The 17,452-nt window shown below is 54.7% G+C and carries 14 protein-coding genes and 1 pseudogene; 7 read left to right on the forward strand and 8 right to left on the reverse strand.

What is annotated here, in order from left to right; translation table 11 throughout:
- Window positions 1–45 precede the first annotated feature (45 nt).
- The gene (locus BUB29_RS03555; RefSeq protein WP_159430604.1) at window positions 46–1,137 is read left to right on the forward strand and encodes an SIR2 family protein; all 1,092 of its coding nucleotides are present in this window, start codon (window positions 46–48) and stop codon (window positions 1,135–1,137) included.
- Entirely contained in the window at window positions 1,137–3,014 is a 1,878-nt protein-coding gene (locus BUB29_RS03560) for an ATP-binding protein (RefSeq protein WP_052109162.1), read from the forward strand. The genes BUB29_RS03555 and BUB29_RS03560 overlap by 1 nt, the downstream gene beginning before the upstream one ends.
- A gap of 1,068 nt (window positions 3,015–4,082) precedes the next feature.
- Here the strand turns inward: BUB29_RS03560 and BUB29_RS03570 are convergent.
- The gene (locus BUB29_RS03570; RefSeq protein ID WP_033521743.1) at window positions 4,083–4,505 is read right to left on the reverse strand and encodes a hypothetical protein; all 423 of its coding nucleotides are present in this window, start codon (window positions 4,503–4,505) and stop codon (window positions 4,083–4,085) included.
- Window positions 4,506–4,910: 405 nt separating this feature from the next.
- Here BUB29_RS03570 and BUB29_RS03575 point away from each other — a divergent pair, with 405 nt between their 5' ends.
- The gene (locus tag BUB29_RS03575) at window positions 4,911–6,365 is read left to right on the forward strand and encodes a hypothetical protein (protein ID WP_234945685.1); all 1,455 of its coding nucleotides are present in this window, start codon (window positions 4,911–4,913) and stop codon (window positions 6,363–6,365) included.
- Between the two features lie 299 nt (window positions 6,366–6,664).
- On the opposite strand, the pseudogene BUB29_RS03580 reads toward BUB29_RS03575, so the two are convergent.
- Window positions 6,665–6,817, reverse strand: a pseudogene (locus tag BUB29_RS03580) (YccF domain-containing protein); the annotation flags it as partial.
- Between the two features lie 464 nt (window positions 6,818–7,281).
- Between BUB29_RS03580 and BUB29_RS03585 the strand changes: the two are divergent.
- Window positions 7,282–8,733, forward strand: a complete 1,452-nt coding sequence (locus tag BUB29_RS03585) for a tyrosine-protein kinase domain-containing protein (RefSeq protein ID WP_407640911.1) — start codon at window positions 7,282–7,284, stop codon at window positions 8,731–8,733.
- 173 nt (window positions 8,734–8,906) lie between these two features.
- Here BUB29_RS03585 and BUB29_RS03590 read toward each other — a convergent pair whose 3' ends face one another.
- Window positions 8,907–9,149: an arsenate reductase/protein-tyrosine-phosphatase family protein gene (locus BUB29_RS03590; RefSeq protein ID WP_051914863.1), complete on the reverse strand. Its 243-nt coding sequence runs from the start codon at window positions 9,147–9,149 to the stop codon at window positions 8,907–8,909.
- A gap of 264 nt (window positions 9,150–9,413) precedes the next feature.
- On the opposite strand from BUB29_RS03590, the gene BUB29_RS03595 reads away from it, so the two are divergent.
- Complete coding sequence (locus BUB29_RS03595) at window positions 9,414–9,803, forward strand: hypothetical protein (RefSeq protein ID WP_033521741.1); 390 nt, start codon at window positions 9,414–9,416, stop codon at window positions 9,801–9,803.
- Between the two features lie 338 nt (window positions 9,804–10,141).
- Here the strand turns inward: BUB29_RS03595 and BUB29_RS03605 are convergent, their stop codons facing one another.
- The 3 genes from BUB29_RS03605 to glgB all read right to left on the reverse strand — a co-directional run bounded on the left by BUB29_RS03605 (window position 10,142) and on the right by glgB (window position 14,249).
- Window positions 10,142–11,128: a sensor histidine kinase gene (locus BUB29_RS03605; protein WP_407640912.1), complete on the reverse strand. Its 987-nt coding sequence runs from the start codon at window positions 11,126–11,128 to the stop codon at window positions 10,142–10,144.
- 105 nt (window positions 11,129–11,233) lie between these two features.
- Window positions 11,234–11,962 carry a response regulator transcription factor gene (locus BUB29_RS03610; RefSeq protein ID WP_033521737.1) on the reverse strand — a complete coding sequence of 243 codons (729 nt, stop codon included), beginning with the start codon at window positions 11,960–11,962 and terminating at the stop codon, window positions 11,234–11,236.
- A 28-nt stretch (window positions 11,963–11,990) separates the two neighbouring features.
- A complete protein-coding gene (glgB, locus tag BUB29_RS03615) occupies window positions 11,991–14,249 on the reverse strand; it encodes a 1,4-alpha-glucan branching protein GlgB (RefSeq protein WP_033521735.1) in 2,259 nt (752 codons plus the stop codon).
- A 146-nt stretch (window positions 14,250–14,395) separates the two neighbouring features.
- On the opposite strand from glgB, the gene BUB29_RS03620 reads away from it, so the two are divergent.
- Both BUB29_RS03620 and ispF read left to right on the forward strand, forming a co-directional pair.
- A complete protein-coding gene (locus tag BUB29_RS03620) occupies window positions 14,396–14,989 on the forward strand; it encodes a CarD family transcriptional regulator (RefSeq protein WP_033521733.1) in 594 nt (197 codons plus the stop codon).
- A gap of 135 nt (window positions 14,990–15,124) precedes the next feature.
- Window positions 15,125–15,676 (forward strand): 2-C-methyl-D-erythritol 2,4-cyclodiphosphate synthase, encoded by a 552-nt coding sequence (gene ispF, locus BUB29_RS03625; RefSeq protein ID WP_051914900.1) that lies wholly within the window; start codon window positions 15,125–15,127, stop codon window positions 15,674–15,676.
- A gap of 160 nt (window positions 15,677–15,836) precedes the next feature.
- Here the strand turns inward: ispF and BUB29_RS03630 are convergent, their stop codons facing one another.
- Entirely contained in the window at window positions 15,837–16,316 is a 480-nt protein-coding gene (locus BUB29_RS03630) for a flagellar basal body-associated FliL family protein (RefSeq protein WP_051914865.1), read from the reverse strand.
- A gap of 161 nt (window positions 16,317–16,477) precedes the next feature.
- Window positions 16,478–17,314, reverse strand: a complete 837-nt coding sequence (locus BUB29_RS03635; RefSeq protein WP_033521731.1) for a metal ABC transporter permease — start codon at window positions 17,312–17,314, stop codon at window positions 16,478–16,480.
- Window positions 17,315–17,452: the final 138 nt, after the last annotated feature.

Consider the following 17,452-nt stretch of genomic DNA (forward strand, 5'->3'; position numbering starts at 1 on the left):
GAGTGCTAGCCTTGATTGTTAAGAATGGGTTTAAGGAGCGGCGAAATGGCAATGTCTAATAAAGAAATTATTAAGCACCTTCCGGATTGGATCGCAGAAAAGAAAACAAGTTTCTTCTTCGGCTCGGGTACGTCTGCTCCTGGTATGCCTCTAATGAATGATTATGATCCTAAAGATTTGCTGGAAGAAGTAGTGCAAAGAAATAAGGCTTTAATAGCGCATGATCCTGCTTTATTTATTGAATGGGTGGAATCTAAAGATAGCAGGTGGAATTCACCGCTTAAAAAAGAATATAATCACTTTTGTGGGCAAGGTGGTGTACAAGCTGTGCAAGACTTTGTTGAAACAAAATTTCATGAAATACAAAGCACTGCAAATGAATATAAATGTTTTATGAATAATATTCTTTCCATATTAAACAATGTGAATTCGAGAGAATTGCATAAAAATATTAATATTTTTTCAACAAATTATGATTTATTCATTGAAGAAGCAATTGATGAAATTTATGGAGAAGGAGGGTCTGTTCCTTTTGTATTTAATGATGGTGCCAGAGGATATTTTAAGAGACTATTAGATAGCTCAAATTTTGATACCATGACTGCTTATAGAGGTCGTTTTGATAACTATATAGATGAGTTACCAGCAATTAATCTTATTAAAATTCATGGATCTGTAAATTGGAACGAACTCTCTGCTGATGCGATTCAGATTCAAAATAATGTCGTTGAGGACATTGATGTGTCTGGAAAAGGAATGGTGGCGCCTAATGGTCAAGAACCAGAGAACACAACATTAAAAAAGCACTATTATGAAATGCTGCGCTATTTTGAATATGAAATGTCGGCGAGTTGGGAGAATGGCTCGATACTGATAGTGCATGGTTTTTCATTTGGTGATGGGCATATTGCCAAGGCGTTGAAAAGAGCGTTGGAGAATCGTGCGCTAATGGTTGTCGTTGTGGCATATAGAGATGCTGACGTTGAAACAATTAGAAAAAATCTCACTAATTGTGGTTTAAGGAACAATTTATACTTCTTAAGTCCAAAAGATTTTGTCTTCCCTGGTGAAGATTTCAATCGTTTAAATTTGAGTAATTTAAACAAAATAATTACTGGCGAATTAAATTGTGCGTAATGGTGGAGGAAATTGTGGAGCAGAGTGAAAAAGAACTTGGGGTTGTTGTGTCAGTTGATGCCGATGAGGCGACTATTGGCATGTACAACGTAACTAATGGTACTTCTTTCTTTATGGATGGTGAGGAGATAAACGGAATAAAGGTTGGAGCATATGCGATTCTTAAGCAGGGGCGGAATCGCATTGTTGTGACTGTTCTATCGGAAAAAGTGCGAGATCAGCTGAATACCATTAATTCAAAAGAATTTGATAATCGCTTCCATGCACAATCTATTCAGAGAATAGTGAAAGTCAGATCTCAGGGTGTGATCAAAGATGGACACTTTTCTTTAACAGGTGCTGTCGTCCCTATGGTGGGTAATGTTCTTGTTTCCGCATCTTCTGAAGATATCGCGGATATTTTTTCTCGCGGTGTTAAAGAATGTGAATCGGTAATCATAGGGCGCTCTCTTATGGAGAATCAGCCAATTAGGATTCCTGTGAATGATTTCTTTGCTTCGCATATTGGCATTTTCGGTAATACTGGAAGTGGAAAATCGAACACCCTGCACAAGCTGTATCTTGAGTTATTTAATTCGAGGTATGGTTCACCGGCATTGGAGAAAAGTAGCTTTGTTGTCATCGATTTCAATGGTGAATACGGAAGCGGTTCGGCTTTTAAAGACCATCATATTCAACTTTATGATGGAGTAAAGAAAAAATTTCCAATTGATGAAAATTTATTTTTTGATATAAATACATTGAAAGTTTTGGCTAAAGCGACTGAGAATACACAAGTGCCTTTTTTGGCTCGTTCTCTAAAAAAATGGCGAGAAAACCGTGAATATGCTTCGATGGAAATAGGTCTCTTAAAGAAATGTTTAACGTCTTGCAGCATTGACCTTATCGAAGAATGGCGTGATGTGGCGAGAAGTATTTTACAAGAGGGATCTAATGGTGAAATTGATTGTATGAATGTGCTTGATACCGTTAGAACATTTAAAAATGATTTAATGTATATATTGGAGGATGGCGAAGAAGAGTATATTGACAAGGGGGATTCTATTGATGGGTGTAAGTATTCTAATTTGAAACTTGATTCTGTGAAGCGAGATTTAGCAAAATGCGTGAGTTCTTTTAATCCATGTGTTTCTTTTTTGAATTTTATAAAATTTCAGAAAATATATGACGCGAAATATATGGGCATGCAACTTGATTGGTTGAGGCCTGTCGTAGGAAGAATGGAAAGAGTCGTCAATTCCATAGAAAAGTATGCTGAAATAAAAGGAGCTAGTGGGTGTTATCTAAAAGGCATCACTGTTTTCAACTTAAAAAACGTTGATGCGGAATATAAAGAAACCTTTGCATTGTTAATTGCTAAGATGTTCTATGAGCGGAAAAAGAAAGATTCGAACAGTGTTTCGCTTCATCTAATAATAGATGAAGCGCATAATATTCTTAATTCTTTTAAATCATCTCATTCTGATATCTGGGAAGATTATCGTCTGTCGACTTTTGAGTCAATGATTAAAGAAGGCCGAAAGTATGGTTTCTTCCTTACGATTGCGTCTCAACGTCCAGCAGATATTTCTCCAACAATTATGTCTCAGATTCATAACTATATCGTTCATAAGTTAGTGAATGACAAGGATTTGCAAATGATGGAGAACACGATGCCAACTCTTGACGCGTTCTCCAAATCACGAATTCCTACTTTAGGTAAAGGCGAAGCCGTGTTGACTGGTCGCGCTTTCGGTCTTCCCTCACTCATCAAAGTTGATTATGAACCGTATTCGCGTCCTGATTCCGACGATGTTGATTTGATTAAAAAATGGACATCCAAAGCTGATAATACTGCTTCTGCGAGCGATACGTACAGTGGAACGCAGACTTTTTGAAGATTGAATAAACGGATCTTTGCGGGTTCGGTTCCGAGGGGCGGAGTCGTATCGAACGGCTACCATTACCTCCGCGCCAGGCTCGGCGTCGACAAATACGTCGGGCTGGCGCGCTCGAGTAACTGAAACATTTTCCATCCAAGGGTGGCGTGGATAACGTCTTATCAAGTCCTCGCTTAAAACTGACTTCTAGTATTCCTCCATTCCCATCTATCTCCCTGTGTCACGTAACGTTTCTCGATAATCCAAAAATCTGTGCGATCGCTGACCCTGCGCGCGCTGATTCTTCATATCGAAATCACCGGCACATCCTACTGATTGGCGTTTTCTGAATCATTGCCATTATTGTTTTTAATTATTGTTGAGAGCTATCTATATGGAATTGCGTATTGCTCATATGCGGATAAATCAAACAATGCTCTAATGAAGACTTGAGAGACTTTGTTCCTTTCTTCGGGCTTTAGTGTGGTTCTACATTTGATGCATAAATCGCAAATAGGGGCTTCTGAATGCATTGTATATTCGTTTTTGTTATTTGGATAATCACATATCAAGGAACCGGCATACCGTACTCCATGTATTTCTTCTCTCGAAACATGGAACATGCGCTGCACAACGTATCTGAAGAACTCTCGGATAATAAGAAAGTGCGACTGGCTCAACAATTCCGTCGCCGATACGCGACGCACATCGACGAATTCAGGAAATTCATTGCAAGCGCAAACGTGGCAATCGACGGGGACTATCGGGAAGCCTGGCACGCATAGGCAGCGGAACTGCCTCCCTGCACAGGGGATCGAATTTGCATGTGCTCATTGCCAATAGCCCAGCACCGTCGCCAGAATCGGCGACCGGCGCAAACGAGAATTGAGCCATATAACCATGTCGCTCCGACAACAAGGGAACGCGTGTGGTCAGCACAGCTGAGTATTAAAAACAGTGCGGATCCAAGGTGTCGCCAATCAAATGCGCTACGGGGTTGCTTGGGATTTCAGGGAGTTCGGAAAGCCGGCAGACGGCGCCCTTGCCGCTGCCGGCTTGAGCTGAAGCAACCGGTGCTTGAGGCGATCAGTATTTGTTGGCGCCTTCGCCAATGAAGTTGACGGTGAATCCGCGGTGGTAATGCAGGAACATGTCGGCACCGTAGCGGTCGACGGGGCGGTGGGTGAACAGCATGCGGATGGCGAATGCGGTCTGCATGTCATCCGGCAGATTCATGAACTCCTTGTGGGCGTCCCAATACGGATGCATGGTGATGGCCGCGTCCGGCACGTAGGCGTATCCGTAGCCGTCCTCGTTCACATAGCCCATGAACGGCAGATCCCAAGCGTCATGATCGGTGAGCTCCTGCTTGAAATTCTCTACCTTGGCGAGTGCTTCATCGCTGATGCCCAGGTTTTTCGCCACCTTGTTGGCTTCGGCTGTTTTGGCGTCGGCGTCCTTGTCGAACATGTCGAGATTCACGGTGATGACGGTTTTCTCGTTTGCCATGGATAATGCCTTTCTATGAGCCGCGCATAATGTGCATTATGCATGTTCGTTTGTAGTCGCAAATGAACATTATGTATGACTGGTTTGTGTTGTGTGAGGTGAACGCTTGCTGTGTTCGCTATTGATGCTACCACGCATATAGAAGGTGAAATGGTTGGAAAATGAACTTTTTGTGTACTGTGGTTTTGTGAATCGTTGTCATGGCTGGGTTTATGGCAATTGTCAGGCGGTTGAAAAAAGATAACATTAAGCGTGTTGTCTTTTTATGATATTCCATGTTCTGTTAATGTTCGAATGAACATTTGAAGCCGTGAATCGTTGCGGCAATATCATCCGTTGCTCGGTGAAATCAATGGGTGCATATAGTGCAATGTCGAGTAGGGTTGGTTACGGAAAGGGGCGCGTGTGATTCGACCGAACAATAGTGAATGCGAAGTGGCTGCCAAGGCCAAGGCTGGTGTCGCAATTGATGATGCCGCTGCACAGGCGCAAGCGAGCGGCAGACAATCGGCGGGGCGCGCCGTTTCCTATCGCCCAATGCTGCGATTCCTGGCGACGCAGGATCGGAACGTCATCTGGCTGTTGCTGGGCATCGCGCTTCTCCCGGTGGACGGCACCACGCTCGGCCTGTACGCGCCGTTCTGGTCGCCGATCAGTCCCGCGCTATTCGCCGTCTACTGCCTGTGCAACTGGCGGCAGCTGCATATCGTAGCCGTGAAGTATCTGCCTATGTTCCTGCTGCCGGTCGCCTGCATCATCCTGTCCATTCCCGGGTGGCTGCGCTTCGGCATTCATTTCAACGCCGCATTCATGAGCCTCACCGGGCTCCTCGGCATGCTCGCCACGTTGGGCGCGCTTGTCATCGCCTTCCATATCAAACGCATCCCCTGGAACATGCCGATCCGGCTGCTTATCGCGGCCTACTGGTGCTCCTTCGCCGTGGGCGTCGTGCAATGGTTCTCCATCCATCTGCGGTTCGAGCCGCTTGTCAACTATTTCTCGCATCTCATGTACCGCCAGTACATCACCGATAGTTCGGTGTGGGGCGGCGGCCGTCCGCAATTCCTGTTCGCGGAACCCAGCTATATCGGCATGCACCTGTTCGGCATACTGCTGCCCTTCATGTGGCTGATGCGAGGTCGCGACAGCATCTATGCCAAACGGCTGCGTGACCTCATCGTCGTCTACGCGATCGGCACGATGCTGATGCAGGCCGGCACCAGAATCGTCATCGACTCCGTTGTGGCGCTGCTGATCGCCATCATCGTGCACAACACGTGGCATGATCGGAAGCAACGACTGCGTGGCATGGTGCAGTTTGCCGGAGCATGCCTGCTTGGTCTGCTGGGTGTGCTCGCCGATTCCAGACTGTCTTCCATAGCCGAGAACGGCGCGCAGGGAGACGGTTCGTTCTTTGCGAGAATCTACCAAAGTCTCGATCCGCTCTGCGGCCTGCTTACCCATCCATGGACCCTGCTTACCGGTTATGGCGCGGGCAACATCATCAACGCCGTGTGGGCTGGCGCATCCAAGGCCGAGCAGCTACTAAATGGTCTTGGCATGAACGGCGGCGCGGCCACAGGATTTGCGGCCGGCATGAATGCGGACACCGTATGGACGATGTGTGCCTACACCAGCATCATCGCCGAATACGGATTGATCGGCCTGGTTCTGCTGGTCATCGCTTCCATAGTTTCCATGACGCGTGTCTTCGATACTGCAGCTGCCGAGCATGGTGTTTGGAGCAAGACTGTTATCTGCTGGCTTGTCCTGATCGTGTACCTGTATATCCAGTGCGAGAACTATGCGTTCGCCGCGCTGCCATTGTTTATCTTCGCGGTAAGCAAGCTGCGCGAGTAACCGTATTTGACGGGGTACGGATGTCTTCTTCTAGATAACGTACAGTTAGAGAAGCCGCTATCGCAAGTATTCTTTAACCTGTCCACAAGGCGGCTGACATTAGCAATCATTTGGGTAGGTAATGCGACTGTTCAGTTTTTTGAGCCTTGCCGCTCTGGAGCTGCCATAAGCGAAATGAGACGTGTTTCGTTGCTGAGGGTGCAGTGGTCACGGCCTGTTCGGACCACAGCACCTCGATACTTATATGCAAGACGGCAGTCGATGGCCGTCTATGCTGGGTGAAGTGATCTGAAGTGATTTTACAAGCTGCGGATTTGCGAGCCGAACGGCCATAGCGCTAATTTGGCCATCTTGAATGATTGAATGCCGAACGGAATGCCGATGATGGTGATGCAGTTCAACAGACCGGCGCCCACATAGCCGATCGCCATCCATATTCCGGCCAGCACCACCCCGTGTTCACCGTCATGATCGCCCTCGGCGACGACATAGTGCTCGCCAGCGACGGCTACCCCTTCCTCGAACCCACGCTTGATCAATCCGAAAGGGCGCTCGCGGAACTCAAAGCCAGCGACCCGCATCTCATCAGCCGTTCCCCACGACCAAAGGCTTCGAACCAGGGCTCGACTCCTTCGACGACCGCGCATACCTGCGCTTCACCGTCTGAACCCCCGAACACACAAGCGTAAACGCTTGCGGTGAGCGCTTATGAAAGTGTTGATGCAAAAACCGGTTTTGCTGAAAATAATCCCCCCGTGTCCGTAAACTGTGAATGATTGAGACAGTCAGACAGGAGAGAAGCGTGGCTGAAGACAAAGCCCAACAAAACAGCATTCTTATCCCGGAGAACCGTATCGATGCAAACCCGCAGAATGTGGTTCTCGCGGAACGATCAGAATCGGATGCAGACGAAGGCATGACCCTGATGGATCTGATCCGCATCGTCGGCAAGCACATGTTCACAGCGATTCTGGTGTTCGTTCTCGTGGTCGTCGGCGTAACCGCATACACGCTGACCGCGCAGAAGAAATACACGGCAACGGCCCAGCTGTTCGCCAGCTACAACAACACCACCGCCGACGCGCTCGACAGCAGCGTGAGCAGCCAGAGCACAGCCGGCACCTACATCGCCACCCAGCTCAAGAGCTACCCGGATCTGGTCAAAACCGAGGCCGTGCTCCAACCGGTGATCGACGAACTGAACGACAACTCCATCACCACCGACGATCTTGCCGCCATGGTGACCGCCACCAACCCCACCGACACTTACATGCTCAACGTCTCCGTTGAAGCCACCAGCCCGGAACAGTCCGCGCAGCTGGCGAACGAAGTGTCGCAATCCCTTTCCAGAGTGGTCTCCTCCGAGCTGTACGCCTCCGGCAAGAAGTCCATGGTGAAACTGTCCGTGGTACAGAAAGCCAAGACACCCACCTCCCAAAGCTCGCCGAACACCAAGCTCAACATCGCCGTGGCTGTTGTCGCCGGCATCGTACTGGGCATCTTCGCGGCACTTGTACGCGACCTGCTGGCCCGCAAGCTGCAGGACCTCATGGACCTGCAGTCCATCGACCCCAACGGCAGCATCGCCGGCATTATTCCCAAGGACGAAGTGCTTAACGTCACCAAGCCGGTTATCGTTACCAAGCCGGACAGCCCCATCGCCGAGGAATTCCGCCGCATGCGCACCAACCTGTCGTTCGTCACCTCCAAAGACGGCGACAAGGGCCGCCTGATCGTAATCACCTCGTCCATGCCGTCCGAAGGCAAAACCACCGTGTCATGCAATCTTGCGGCCGCGCTCGCGGAGAACGGCGCATCCGTGCTGCTCATCGACGCCGATCTGCGCCACCCGTCCGTGGCCAAGCGTCTTGGTCTCGAAGGTGGCGTCGGTCTTGCTCATGTGCTGAGCAATCAGGCCAGCGTCAAGGACGTGGTGCAGCGTTACTGGAAGCCGAACCTGCATATCATGCCCGCCGGTCCGCGTATTCAGAACGCCTCCGTGCTGCTCAACTCCCGCATCATGCACGAACTGGTGCATCAGGCCGTGCAGCAGTATGACTATGTGATCATCGACACCACGCCCATGTCCGTGGCGAACGATGCCGCCGTATTCGGCCAGATGGGCAACGGCGTGGTCATGATCTCCGCACGTGGAACGACCTATAAGAGCGCGTTGCGTGGCGCCGTCAACGAACTTCGCGATCTCGACGTGCCACTGCTCGGCTACGTGTTCAACCTTGCCGACGAGAAGCGCAACCGTGGATACGGCAACTATTACTACTACGGTTCGTACTACAAGGGCGAGTACGGCAAGGAAGACAGCAAGAAAGACAGGAAGCGCCGCCGTTCGCACAGGCGTGGCAAGTGATGGCACGAATGCGCGCCATATGCCTGACGACTTGTCGTGACAAGTGATTCCAAACTGATCGAGTCCCCGTTTCTTTTGGAGCGGGGACTCGTCATACCTGAACGAATGTTACAGTGCTGGCCGTTGTGCGTTGCGAAGCGTGCGTGACTGGGCGTACGCCTGCTTGCAGGAATTCAGGCCACCGCCGCGGCGATGGCGGCGGTCAACCGTCTTGAACGGAACGCGTCGACGGTCATCTGGCTGATATGGTTGCGCTGCAGCAGACGCTCGGCTTTCCACGAGATGGCATAGTCATGAAGCCCGTGTGTACCTGCGGAGGAGAATTCCAGGCTTGGTTCGTTGAAGATATGAGGGGCGAGAATCTCGGCCATGGGCGAGCGGGAGATATTGCCGGTGCAGACGAACAGTATATGCATGGCTTTCACTCTATGGGTTGGTGATGCCTGAGAGAAAGAGAAGATACCCTTGCTGGTACAGTGGCGGCGTGGCAGAGATCGAAGAGTGGCAGAGATCGAAGAATTGAGTATGGAAGAGCTGTCTGGCGATACCGGGAAACCGGTACCGGTGGCGTTGCTCGCGGCGGGTTGAACGAATCAAATGATGTCCCCGGATTAGGGGAGAGCGCTCGTCATCGAAGGCATCGCATACGGCGTCGTGTCCGCGAAGCGGTACTGCTCATCATGGCGGTTATCCTGTCCGCCATCATCCTGCTGGGCGTATATTTCGCGGTTTCCGCGGCCGTTGTAGCTAAAGAGGTCAAGACGGCGGCCGAGAGCGTGTCTTCGCTGAGCGGCGTGAATCTCACTGACGAGTGGTCTATCGCCAATCTTGACAGTACGGTCAGGAATCTTGATAGGCATGTCGGCATCGCCTATGCCAATACCAGCAACCCCGTCTGGCGTATGATGAGCGGCATGCCGCAGTACGGTGGTAATGTCGCCGCCATCCGTACCGCCGTGGATGCGTTGCACGATCTGTCTCATGATGCGTTGCCGTTGATGGTCGACGCTATGGGAGATGTCGATTTGACACGATTCAGCGTCGAGGAATCTACGTGGCAATCGCCATAGCATGAAAGGTCTCCCTCGGGAGGCCTTTTTTGTTGCCGTTAACCGTATGCTCATGTTGCAGTTCGGTTCTAGCCGGTTAACATGCCAGCTGCAGGACGTAGGAAATAAGCGAAAAAAGACCGGGACGGAAAACGATGAACAAGCGGCACGACAAGGAAACGGCGGGAATCGGTTTTCGACGGTTGGCCACGAATACAACAAGAAAATATAACGGATAAAAAGAAGGTAGGGACGCCGTTGTCCCTACCGAAGACGCACTTGTGACAGGATATGATTACGTGATGTGATTGCGGATGCCCTCAATTGCCTTCTCGTACTACTCTTCCCAAGAGCATATGTTACCCCACAATATGGTATTTGGGCAGCACTATCTCAAAATTGGCACCTCGGGAATCGTCCACCACCTGAACGGTGCCCCCATGCAATTGTGCGGCCCACCGTGCGATGGACAGGCCTAGTCCAGTACCGCCGGACTCCGTGCCTGGGCCGGTTTTGGCGCGGACGAATCGGCGGAAGATATCGGAGCGTGAATCCGGTGAGATCTGCGAGCCGAAGTTCACCACGTTGGTCACCACAGTGCCATGCGGAATATCCTCATGCGCCTCCACCAGCACATTCGTGCCGTCGGGGGAGTGCTTCAACGCGTTGCCGATGATATTGGTGAACAGCTGGCGCAGACGATCCTGGTCCCCTTCGATCATGATGTCGTCGGGAACGTTCATTTCGATGATATGCGCATGCCCACCGTCGGCGATCTCCAGCGGTTCGATGGTGTCGTCAAGAAACTCGGCGAAGTTGAACCTTTCGATATCCAGGCTGGCGGCTCCGGCTTCCATGCGGCTCAGATCCAGCAGGAACGCGATCAGATCGCTTAGCCGGTGCGTCTGGTTGAGAATGCTTTCCAGATTCGCCGGTGTCGGCTCGGTGACACCGTCCGCCATGTTCTCCACCTGTGCCTGCAGGGCGGAAACAGGTGTGCGCAGCTCATGACTCACGTTGGCGATCATGTCCATGCGCATCTTGTCCGCATGCTGCAGTTCGGCGGCCATCTCGTTGAACGACCGCGCCAACTGCTCCACCTCGTCGTGGCTGGAATCGTCGATCGGCACGCGCACGCTGTAGTCGCCGTTCGCCATGGCCTCGGCAACGTCACGCAATTGACGTAGGCGTGCGGTCAGACCGCGGGAGAACGTATAGGTGAAGCTCAATGCCACCACCAGTGTAAGGGGCATGGCGATCCACCAGCTCAGATCGAGCTTGAGCAGGATCCAGCACACCAGGAACGCGATCGCCGTGGCGATCACGATCAGGGCACTGAGTTCCATTTTGAGGGAGCGAAGGAACAAGATAGGGCGCACGCCGGTACGACGTGCGCCCTGGAAGCGCGGTTTACGCTGTTTGACGTTCATCAACAACCTTGGGTAGAAGCCTTATTCGCCGTCGGATGGCGGCTCAAAGGCATATCCTACGCCATGCACCGTGCGAATCATGTCAGGGCCGAGTTTGTGTCGCAACGCCTTGACATGGCTGTCTACGGTACGGGTGCCGGAGGCATCCACCCAATCCCACACCTCTTCGAGGAGCTTCTCACGGGTGAGCACGGACTTCGGCTTTCGGGCGAGGGTCGCCAGCAGGTCGAATTCGGTGGGCGTCAGGTGAACATCCTTGCCGTTAAGGCTGACGGTGCGCTGTGCCGGATCGATGATCAGCGAGCCGAAGTCGAGAACCTTCTCGTTTTCCGCATTCTTGGCGATGACCTTTGCTCGGTCCACCCGGCGCAGCAGCGCCTTGCAACGGGCGATCAGTTCGCGCATGGAGAACGGCTTGGTCATGTAATCATCGGCTCCGGCGCCCAGACCGATCACCTTGTCCGCCTCATCGTCGCGTGCGGTGAGGATGAGCACCGGTACCGGGCGGTCGGCCACGATACGTTTCGTGGCTTCAAGACCGTCCATTACCGGCAGCATGATGTCCATGATGACCAAATCCGGTCTCAGCTGAGCCGCCGCCTGAACGGCGCTTGCCCCGTCTCCGGCAACGCGTGCGGACCAACCTTCGGCGGTGATGCGCTGGGCGATGGCTGTGGCCAGCGTCGGTTCATCTTCGACGACCAGCACGGTGCGGGACTGAGCCTGCTGTTGTGCTGTTGAGTTGAGCATTTCGTTAGCTGCCTTTCAGCTGGATATATCAGTTTTCCGGCTTCAAGAATACCGCAGCGAGCGCAGGGACGGTGATTCGTGCGGAAGCGGGGCGGGAATGGTATTCGCCCGCGTCCGCTTCGAACGTGCCGTTCGAAATGCCGGAACCGCCGTACACGGTGGAATCCGTGGTGAGTACTTCCTTCCAACGTCCGCCGTGGGGGAGTGCGACCTGATAGTCGGACCATGCCTCGCCGGAGAAGTTCACCACCACGACGCATTCCTCGCCCTTCGTGCCGATGCGCACGAAGCTCAGGGTGTTGTGGTCGGCGTCGTCGCTGGTGAGCCATTGGAAACCGTCGGGGGTGAAGTCTTGGCTCCAGATGGCCGGTGTTTCCTTATACAGCTTGTTCAGGTCGGCCACGAGACGCTGCACGCCCATGTGCTCCTGCCAGTTCAGGCAATCCCAGTCGATGGAGTTGTCGTGATCCCATTCGCCCCACTGCGCGAGCTCGTTGCCCATGAAGGTGAGTTTCTTGCCCGGGTGTGCCCACTGGTAGGCGAACAGGGCGCGCACGCCGGCGTACTTCTGCCAGTTGTCGCCCGGCATCTTGCCGAACAGCGAACCCTTGCCGTACACGACCTCGTCATGGCTGATCGGCAGCACGTAACGCTCGGAGTAGGCATACACCATGGAGAAGGTGATCTCGTCGTGATGCCACTTGCGGTTGATCGGCGTCTCATGCAGGTACTGGAGCGTATCGTGCATCCAGCCCATGTTCCACTTGAGGCCGAATCCCACGCCGCCAGCGTCGGTCGGAGCGGTGATGCCCGGGTAGGCGGTGGATTCCTCGGCGATCATCATGATGCCGGGGTTGTTCTTGTACGCGGTGGCGTTGGCTTCCTTGAGGAAGTCGATGGCCTCCAGATTCTCACGGCCGCCGTAGATGTTCGGATGCCACTGGCCGGGCTTGCGGCTGTAGTCGAGGTAGAGCATGGAGCTCACGGCGTCGACGCGCAGGCCGTCCATGTGGTATTCGTCCAGCCAGAAGCCGGCGTCGGCGACGAGGAAGTTGCGCACCTCGTGCCTGCCGAAGTTGAAGATGTACGTGCCCCAGTCCGGGTGTTCGCCGCGGGTCGGGTCCGGATCCTCGTACAGCGGGGTGCCGTCGAATCGGCCGAGAGCGAAATCATCCTTCGGGAAGTGCGCGGGGACCCAGTCCATGATGACGCCGATGCCGGCTTCATGCAGCTTCTCGACCAAGTATTTGAAGTCGTCCGGACCGCCCAGTCGGGAATCGACCGCGTAATAGCCGGTGACCTGATAGCCCCAGGAGCCGGTGAACGGGTATTCGGCCAGCGGCATGAACTCGACGTGGGTGAAGCCCATCTTCTGCACGTAGGGCACGAGCTTGTCGGCGAGTTCGCGGTAGTTGTTCACGTCCTTGCGCCAGCTCAGCGCGTTGAGCTCGTAGATCGCGACAGGGCCGTTGTGCGGATCGGTGGCGGCGCGGCGGGCCATCCACTCTTCGTCATGCCACTCATGCTTGGAATCCACCACGATCGATCCGGTCGCCGGCGGAATCTCGTGGGAACGCTCCATGGGGTCGGCCTTGTCGATCCACTCCCAATTGGCGTTGAGGATCTGGTATTTGTACACGTCGCCGGCCTTGGCGCCCGGGACGAACAGCTCCCACACGCCGGAGGAGCCGAGCGCGCGCATTGCGTGGCAGCGGCCATTCCAGCCGTTGAAGCTGCCGATCACACGCACCGCGTGCGCGTTCGGCGCCCATACGGCGAAGGAGACGCCGGTGACCTTCTCGCCCGGTGTGCCGTCCACGCCGCCCATCGGATCCTCATATTCACGTACATGCGCACCCAAGGCATCCCACAGACGTTCGTGGCGGCCCTCGCCGAACAGGTACATGTCCATTTCGCCGACGGTCGGCAGATAACGGTACGGATCGTCCTGAACGGTTTCGGGAACGCCGTCGTACGCGACCTTCACACGGTAGTCCGGCACGGAATACCCGCCGTCCTCGTTGACGGTGGAGGGGATGACCGCGACGAAAACTCCGTTGAACTCGTGCGTTGCCGCGTATTCGCCGGCCTGCGTGACGATGGTGACCGTCTTCGCAAACGGGCGCAAAACGCGGACCGTGGTGTACTTGGCATTCTCGCCTTCGGCGAGGTGACCGCCCAGAATGGCGTGAGGGTTGTAGAAAGCAGTGTTGCTTACCTGATCAAGGTCGCCCTGGTTAACCGGGACGGCAACGATATCGTCATTGATGTTCGTATTAGTGCTCATGTTCATTAGTGTACGGCGTGAACGCTTGAAAATGGAACATTTGGCGCGTCGTAGTGCAATTTTTCCGAACTTTTTCGCAAGTCCAGCGGCTATGGCATACTCGTTCAGGTTTTTTGTGTGTCCGCTCAAGCTCAATCGGAGGTTTCATGGGATACAAGGTCGGCGATATGGTCGTCTATCCGCGTCACGGCGCGGCAAGGGTTGAGGCCATCACCGAGCGGACGGTACGAGGGGTGACCCGCGAATATCTGGAGCTGTCGGTGCTTTCCTCCGACGGTCTGGTTATCAATGTTCCGGTGGATAATGCCAAGAAGGTCGGCGTGCGTGACATCGTCGACGCCAACGAGGTGGCCAAGGTGTTCGAGATCCTTCGCACCCCGATCATCGAGAAGGAAATGAACTGGTCCCGACGCTATAAGCTGAACGTCGAGAAGATCGCGACCGGCGACGTGAACAACATCGCCGAAGTGGTGCGTGATCTGGCGCAGCGCGACGTGGACGAGCACGGCCTGTCCGCGGGCGAGAAGCGCATGCTCACCAAGGCCCGTTCCATCCTCACCTCGGAGATCGCGCTGAGTGAGAAGATCGAAGAGGACGAGGCCCAGCGCCTGCTCGACGTGAATTTGGGTTACCAGCCCGCTCAGCCGGGCGACGAGAAGCACCACACCAAGGAGCCGGAGGAGGCCGCTAAGGACACTTTGGCCCGCGTGGAGGCTTCGAAGAAGTCGAAGAAGAAGTGAGCCGCGCGTCCACGGTGCCGTAGGGTGCCGTGGACGTGGCGCGAAGAGGGAAGGAAGTCGCCGAAGGCGCTTCCTTCTTTTGTTTTCCGGCGGATTCCTCGATTGGATTCGTCGGTCGGATTGGAGGCGGTGAATATGGGGATGCGTATAGGCCAGGGCTTCGATGCCCATCGTTTTGTGAGCGTTGACAGCGGCGACGGCGGTTGCGATGGTGATGGCCCGGCGACGGCGCGTGAGCTGTGGCTCGCCGGATTGCGTTGGGATGATGGGAGCGTTGCCATCGAAGGCGATTCGGACGGTGACGTGGCGGTGCACGCGCTGATCGACGCGTTCCTTGCCGCGTCCGGTCTGGGCGATATCGGTTCGCTGTTCGGTGTGGGGAAGGATTCGTGCGGCGCGGGCATGCATGGCGCCGACATGCTGCGCGACACCATCGATTATCTGCGTTCCCACGGATTCGTGCCGTGTTCGGCATCCGTCGCGATCATCGGCAACAGACCGAAGATCGGCCCGCGTCGCGCCGAAGCGGCAACCGTATTGTCCGATATCGCGGGATGCCCGGTTTCCGTGACCGCCACCACCACCGACCACATGGGCTTCACCGGCAGGGGCGAGGGCATCGCGGCCATCGCCAACGCGCTGGTGGACGACGCTCCGGTAAGAGACACCCTGGTGGAAGACGAATAGGAAGCCAGGGTAGGACCTGAACGGTGCCGCCGATACGTTGGCGGAGCCGATACACGAAAGGCCGTGGACGAATGAATCGCTCTCATTCGTCCACGGCCTTTCGTGTTGCCGGTCGTGTGCGTGCCGCCCGCGCGTAACCTGTGCGGCAGCCCTCCTTCCCTTACTTGCGGGAGGCTTCCACGGCCTTCACGGCCTTCTCAAGCGAGGCGGTGTGGCTCTTGTACCACGAGATCTGATCGTTCAGCTTATCGGTGACCTCGTTGTACTCCCTCATGCTTTCGGCGGCGCACGCCATGTATTCCGGCGCCTGCGCCTCAAGCTCCTTGGCCAGCGCCTTGACGGTCTTCGGGTCCTTGACCTGATCGGCGGTGATGTCGCTTGCGTCGTTCGCATCGTTGTTCACGAGATTGTTGTACTCGTTCATGGCCACGCGCAGCGTGTCGGAGGTTTCCGCGCACTGCGCCTTCGCATTGGCGAAACGCTGCTTGTTCCACATGAACCAGCCGCCTGCGCACAGGCAGATCACCAGCGCCACGGCCACGATGATCACCAGCGCGTGATGGTTCGCCTTCTTCTCCTGAGCGTCCTGCCCGCCGTTCACATTCTTGGTGTTCTTGCTGTTCTTCTCGACGTCTGCCATCGCCGTCCTTTCTCTGTTCCGTTACTCCTGTTTCATCCGCCGCCCCACCCGGAATCAAGCCCTGATCGGGAAACGGCACAAGGGACACACCTTAGCAGAGTTCGCGGATTCGATGGCGTGCGGCGTGTGATGTCACGGCTCGTCGGCAGTCGGGGGTTCGCCTAGCGGCGGCGCCAGGCCTCGATGCCCTTGGCGATCGCCCAGAACAGTGTGGACAGGGTGACGATGATGAAACTCGGAGGAGCGGGGAACATCGCGGAGATCACCAGCCCGCCCCAAATAGCGGCGAGACACAGCAGTCCGGACACCACCATCGACCGGAACGGCGTGCCGGTGAGGATATTCGCGGTCGCGGCAGGCGTGATCACCAGCGCGAAGATGAGCAGCGTGCCCACGGCCGGCACTGCAATCGTGATCACCCCGGCCATAATCGCCATGAACGCCACGTTCATCACACCATTCGGCACGCCCTTGGCCTGCGCCACCTGCTCATCCAGGGAACTGAACAGCAGCGGACGGTAGATCACGGCAAGCACCGCGACCAGCAGCACGTCGAAAACAGCGAAACCGATGACCTGCCCGGTGGTGATCGTCAGAATCGAACCGAACAGGATCGACTGCATCTGCGAGGAGGCCGACGACGACAGTCGCGCGAAGAACAAGCCCAGACCGGTGGCGAACGCCAACACCGTGCCCGTGGCGATCTCACGCTCCGAAACACGCTTGCCCAACGCGCCGATCACCAAAGCGCCGGCCAACGCGAACACGCCCATGCCAAGGGACACGGGCAACCCGAGCAGCACCGCGCCCGTCGCGCCGGGCAGACCGATGTGCGCCAGCGCGTGCGCCGCGAACGTGGAATGGCGCACGATGGTGAAATAGCCCATCACGCCGGCGGCGAGCGCGATGCACAGGCCCGCGATGAAGGCGTTCGTCATGAACGGGGTGGTGAGCGTGTCCATCCAGTTCGGGTCGAAGCTGAAATCGATGTTGGTCATGAGGAGTCCTTGGTTTGCTGAATGAGTGACTGGATGAGTGGTTGGATGGGCGGTTGGACGAGTGGCGTGCGGCGGTGTCCACATACGTTGCGTTGGGCATGTCGCGCGTGTCGGAAACGCTGCGCGTGTCGTATCGCC

The organism is Bifidobacterium merycicum DSM 6492, from assembly GCF_900129045.1.
In the GTDB taxonomy this organism is placed as follows: Bacteria; Actinomycetota; Actinomycetes; order Actinomycetales; family Bifidobacteriaceae; genus Bifidobacterium; species Bifidobacterium merycicum.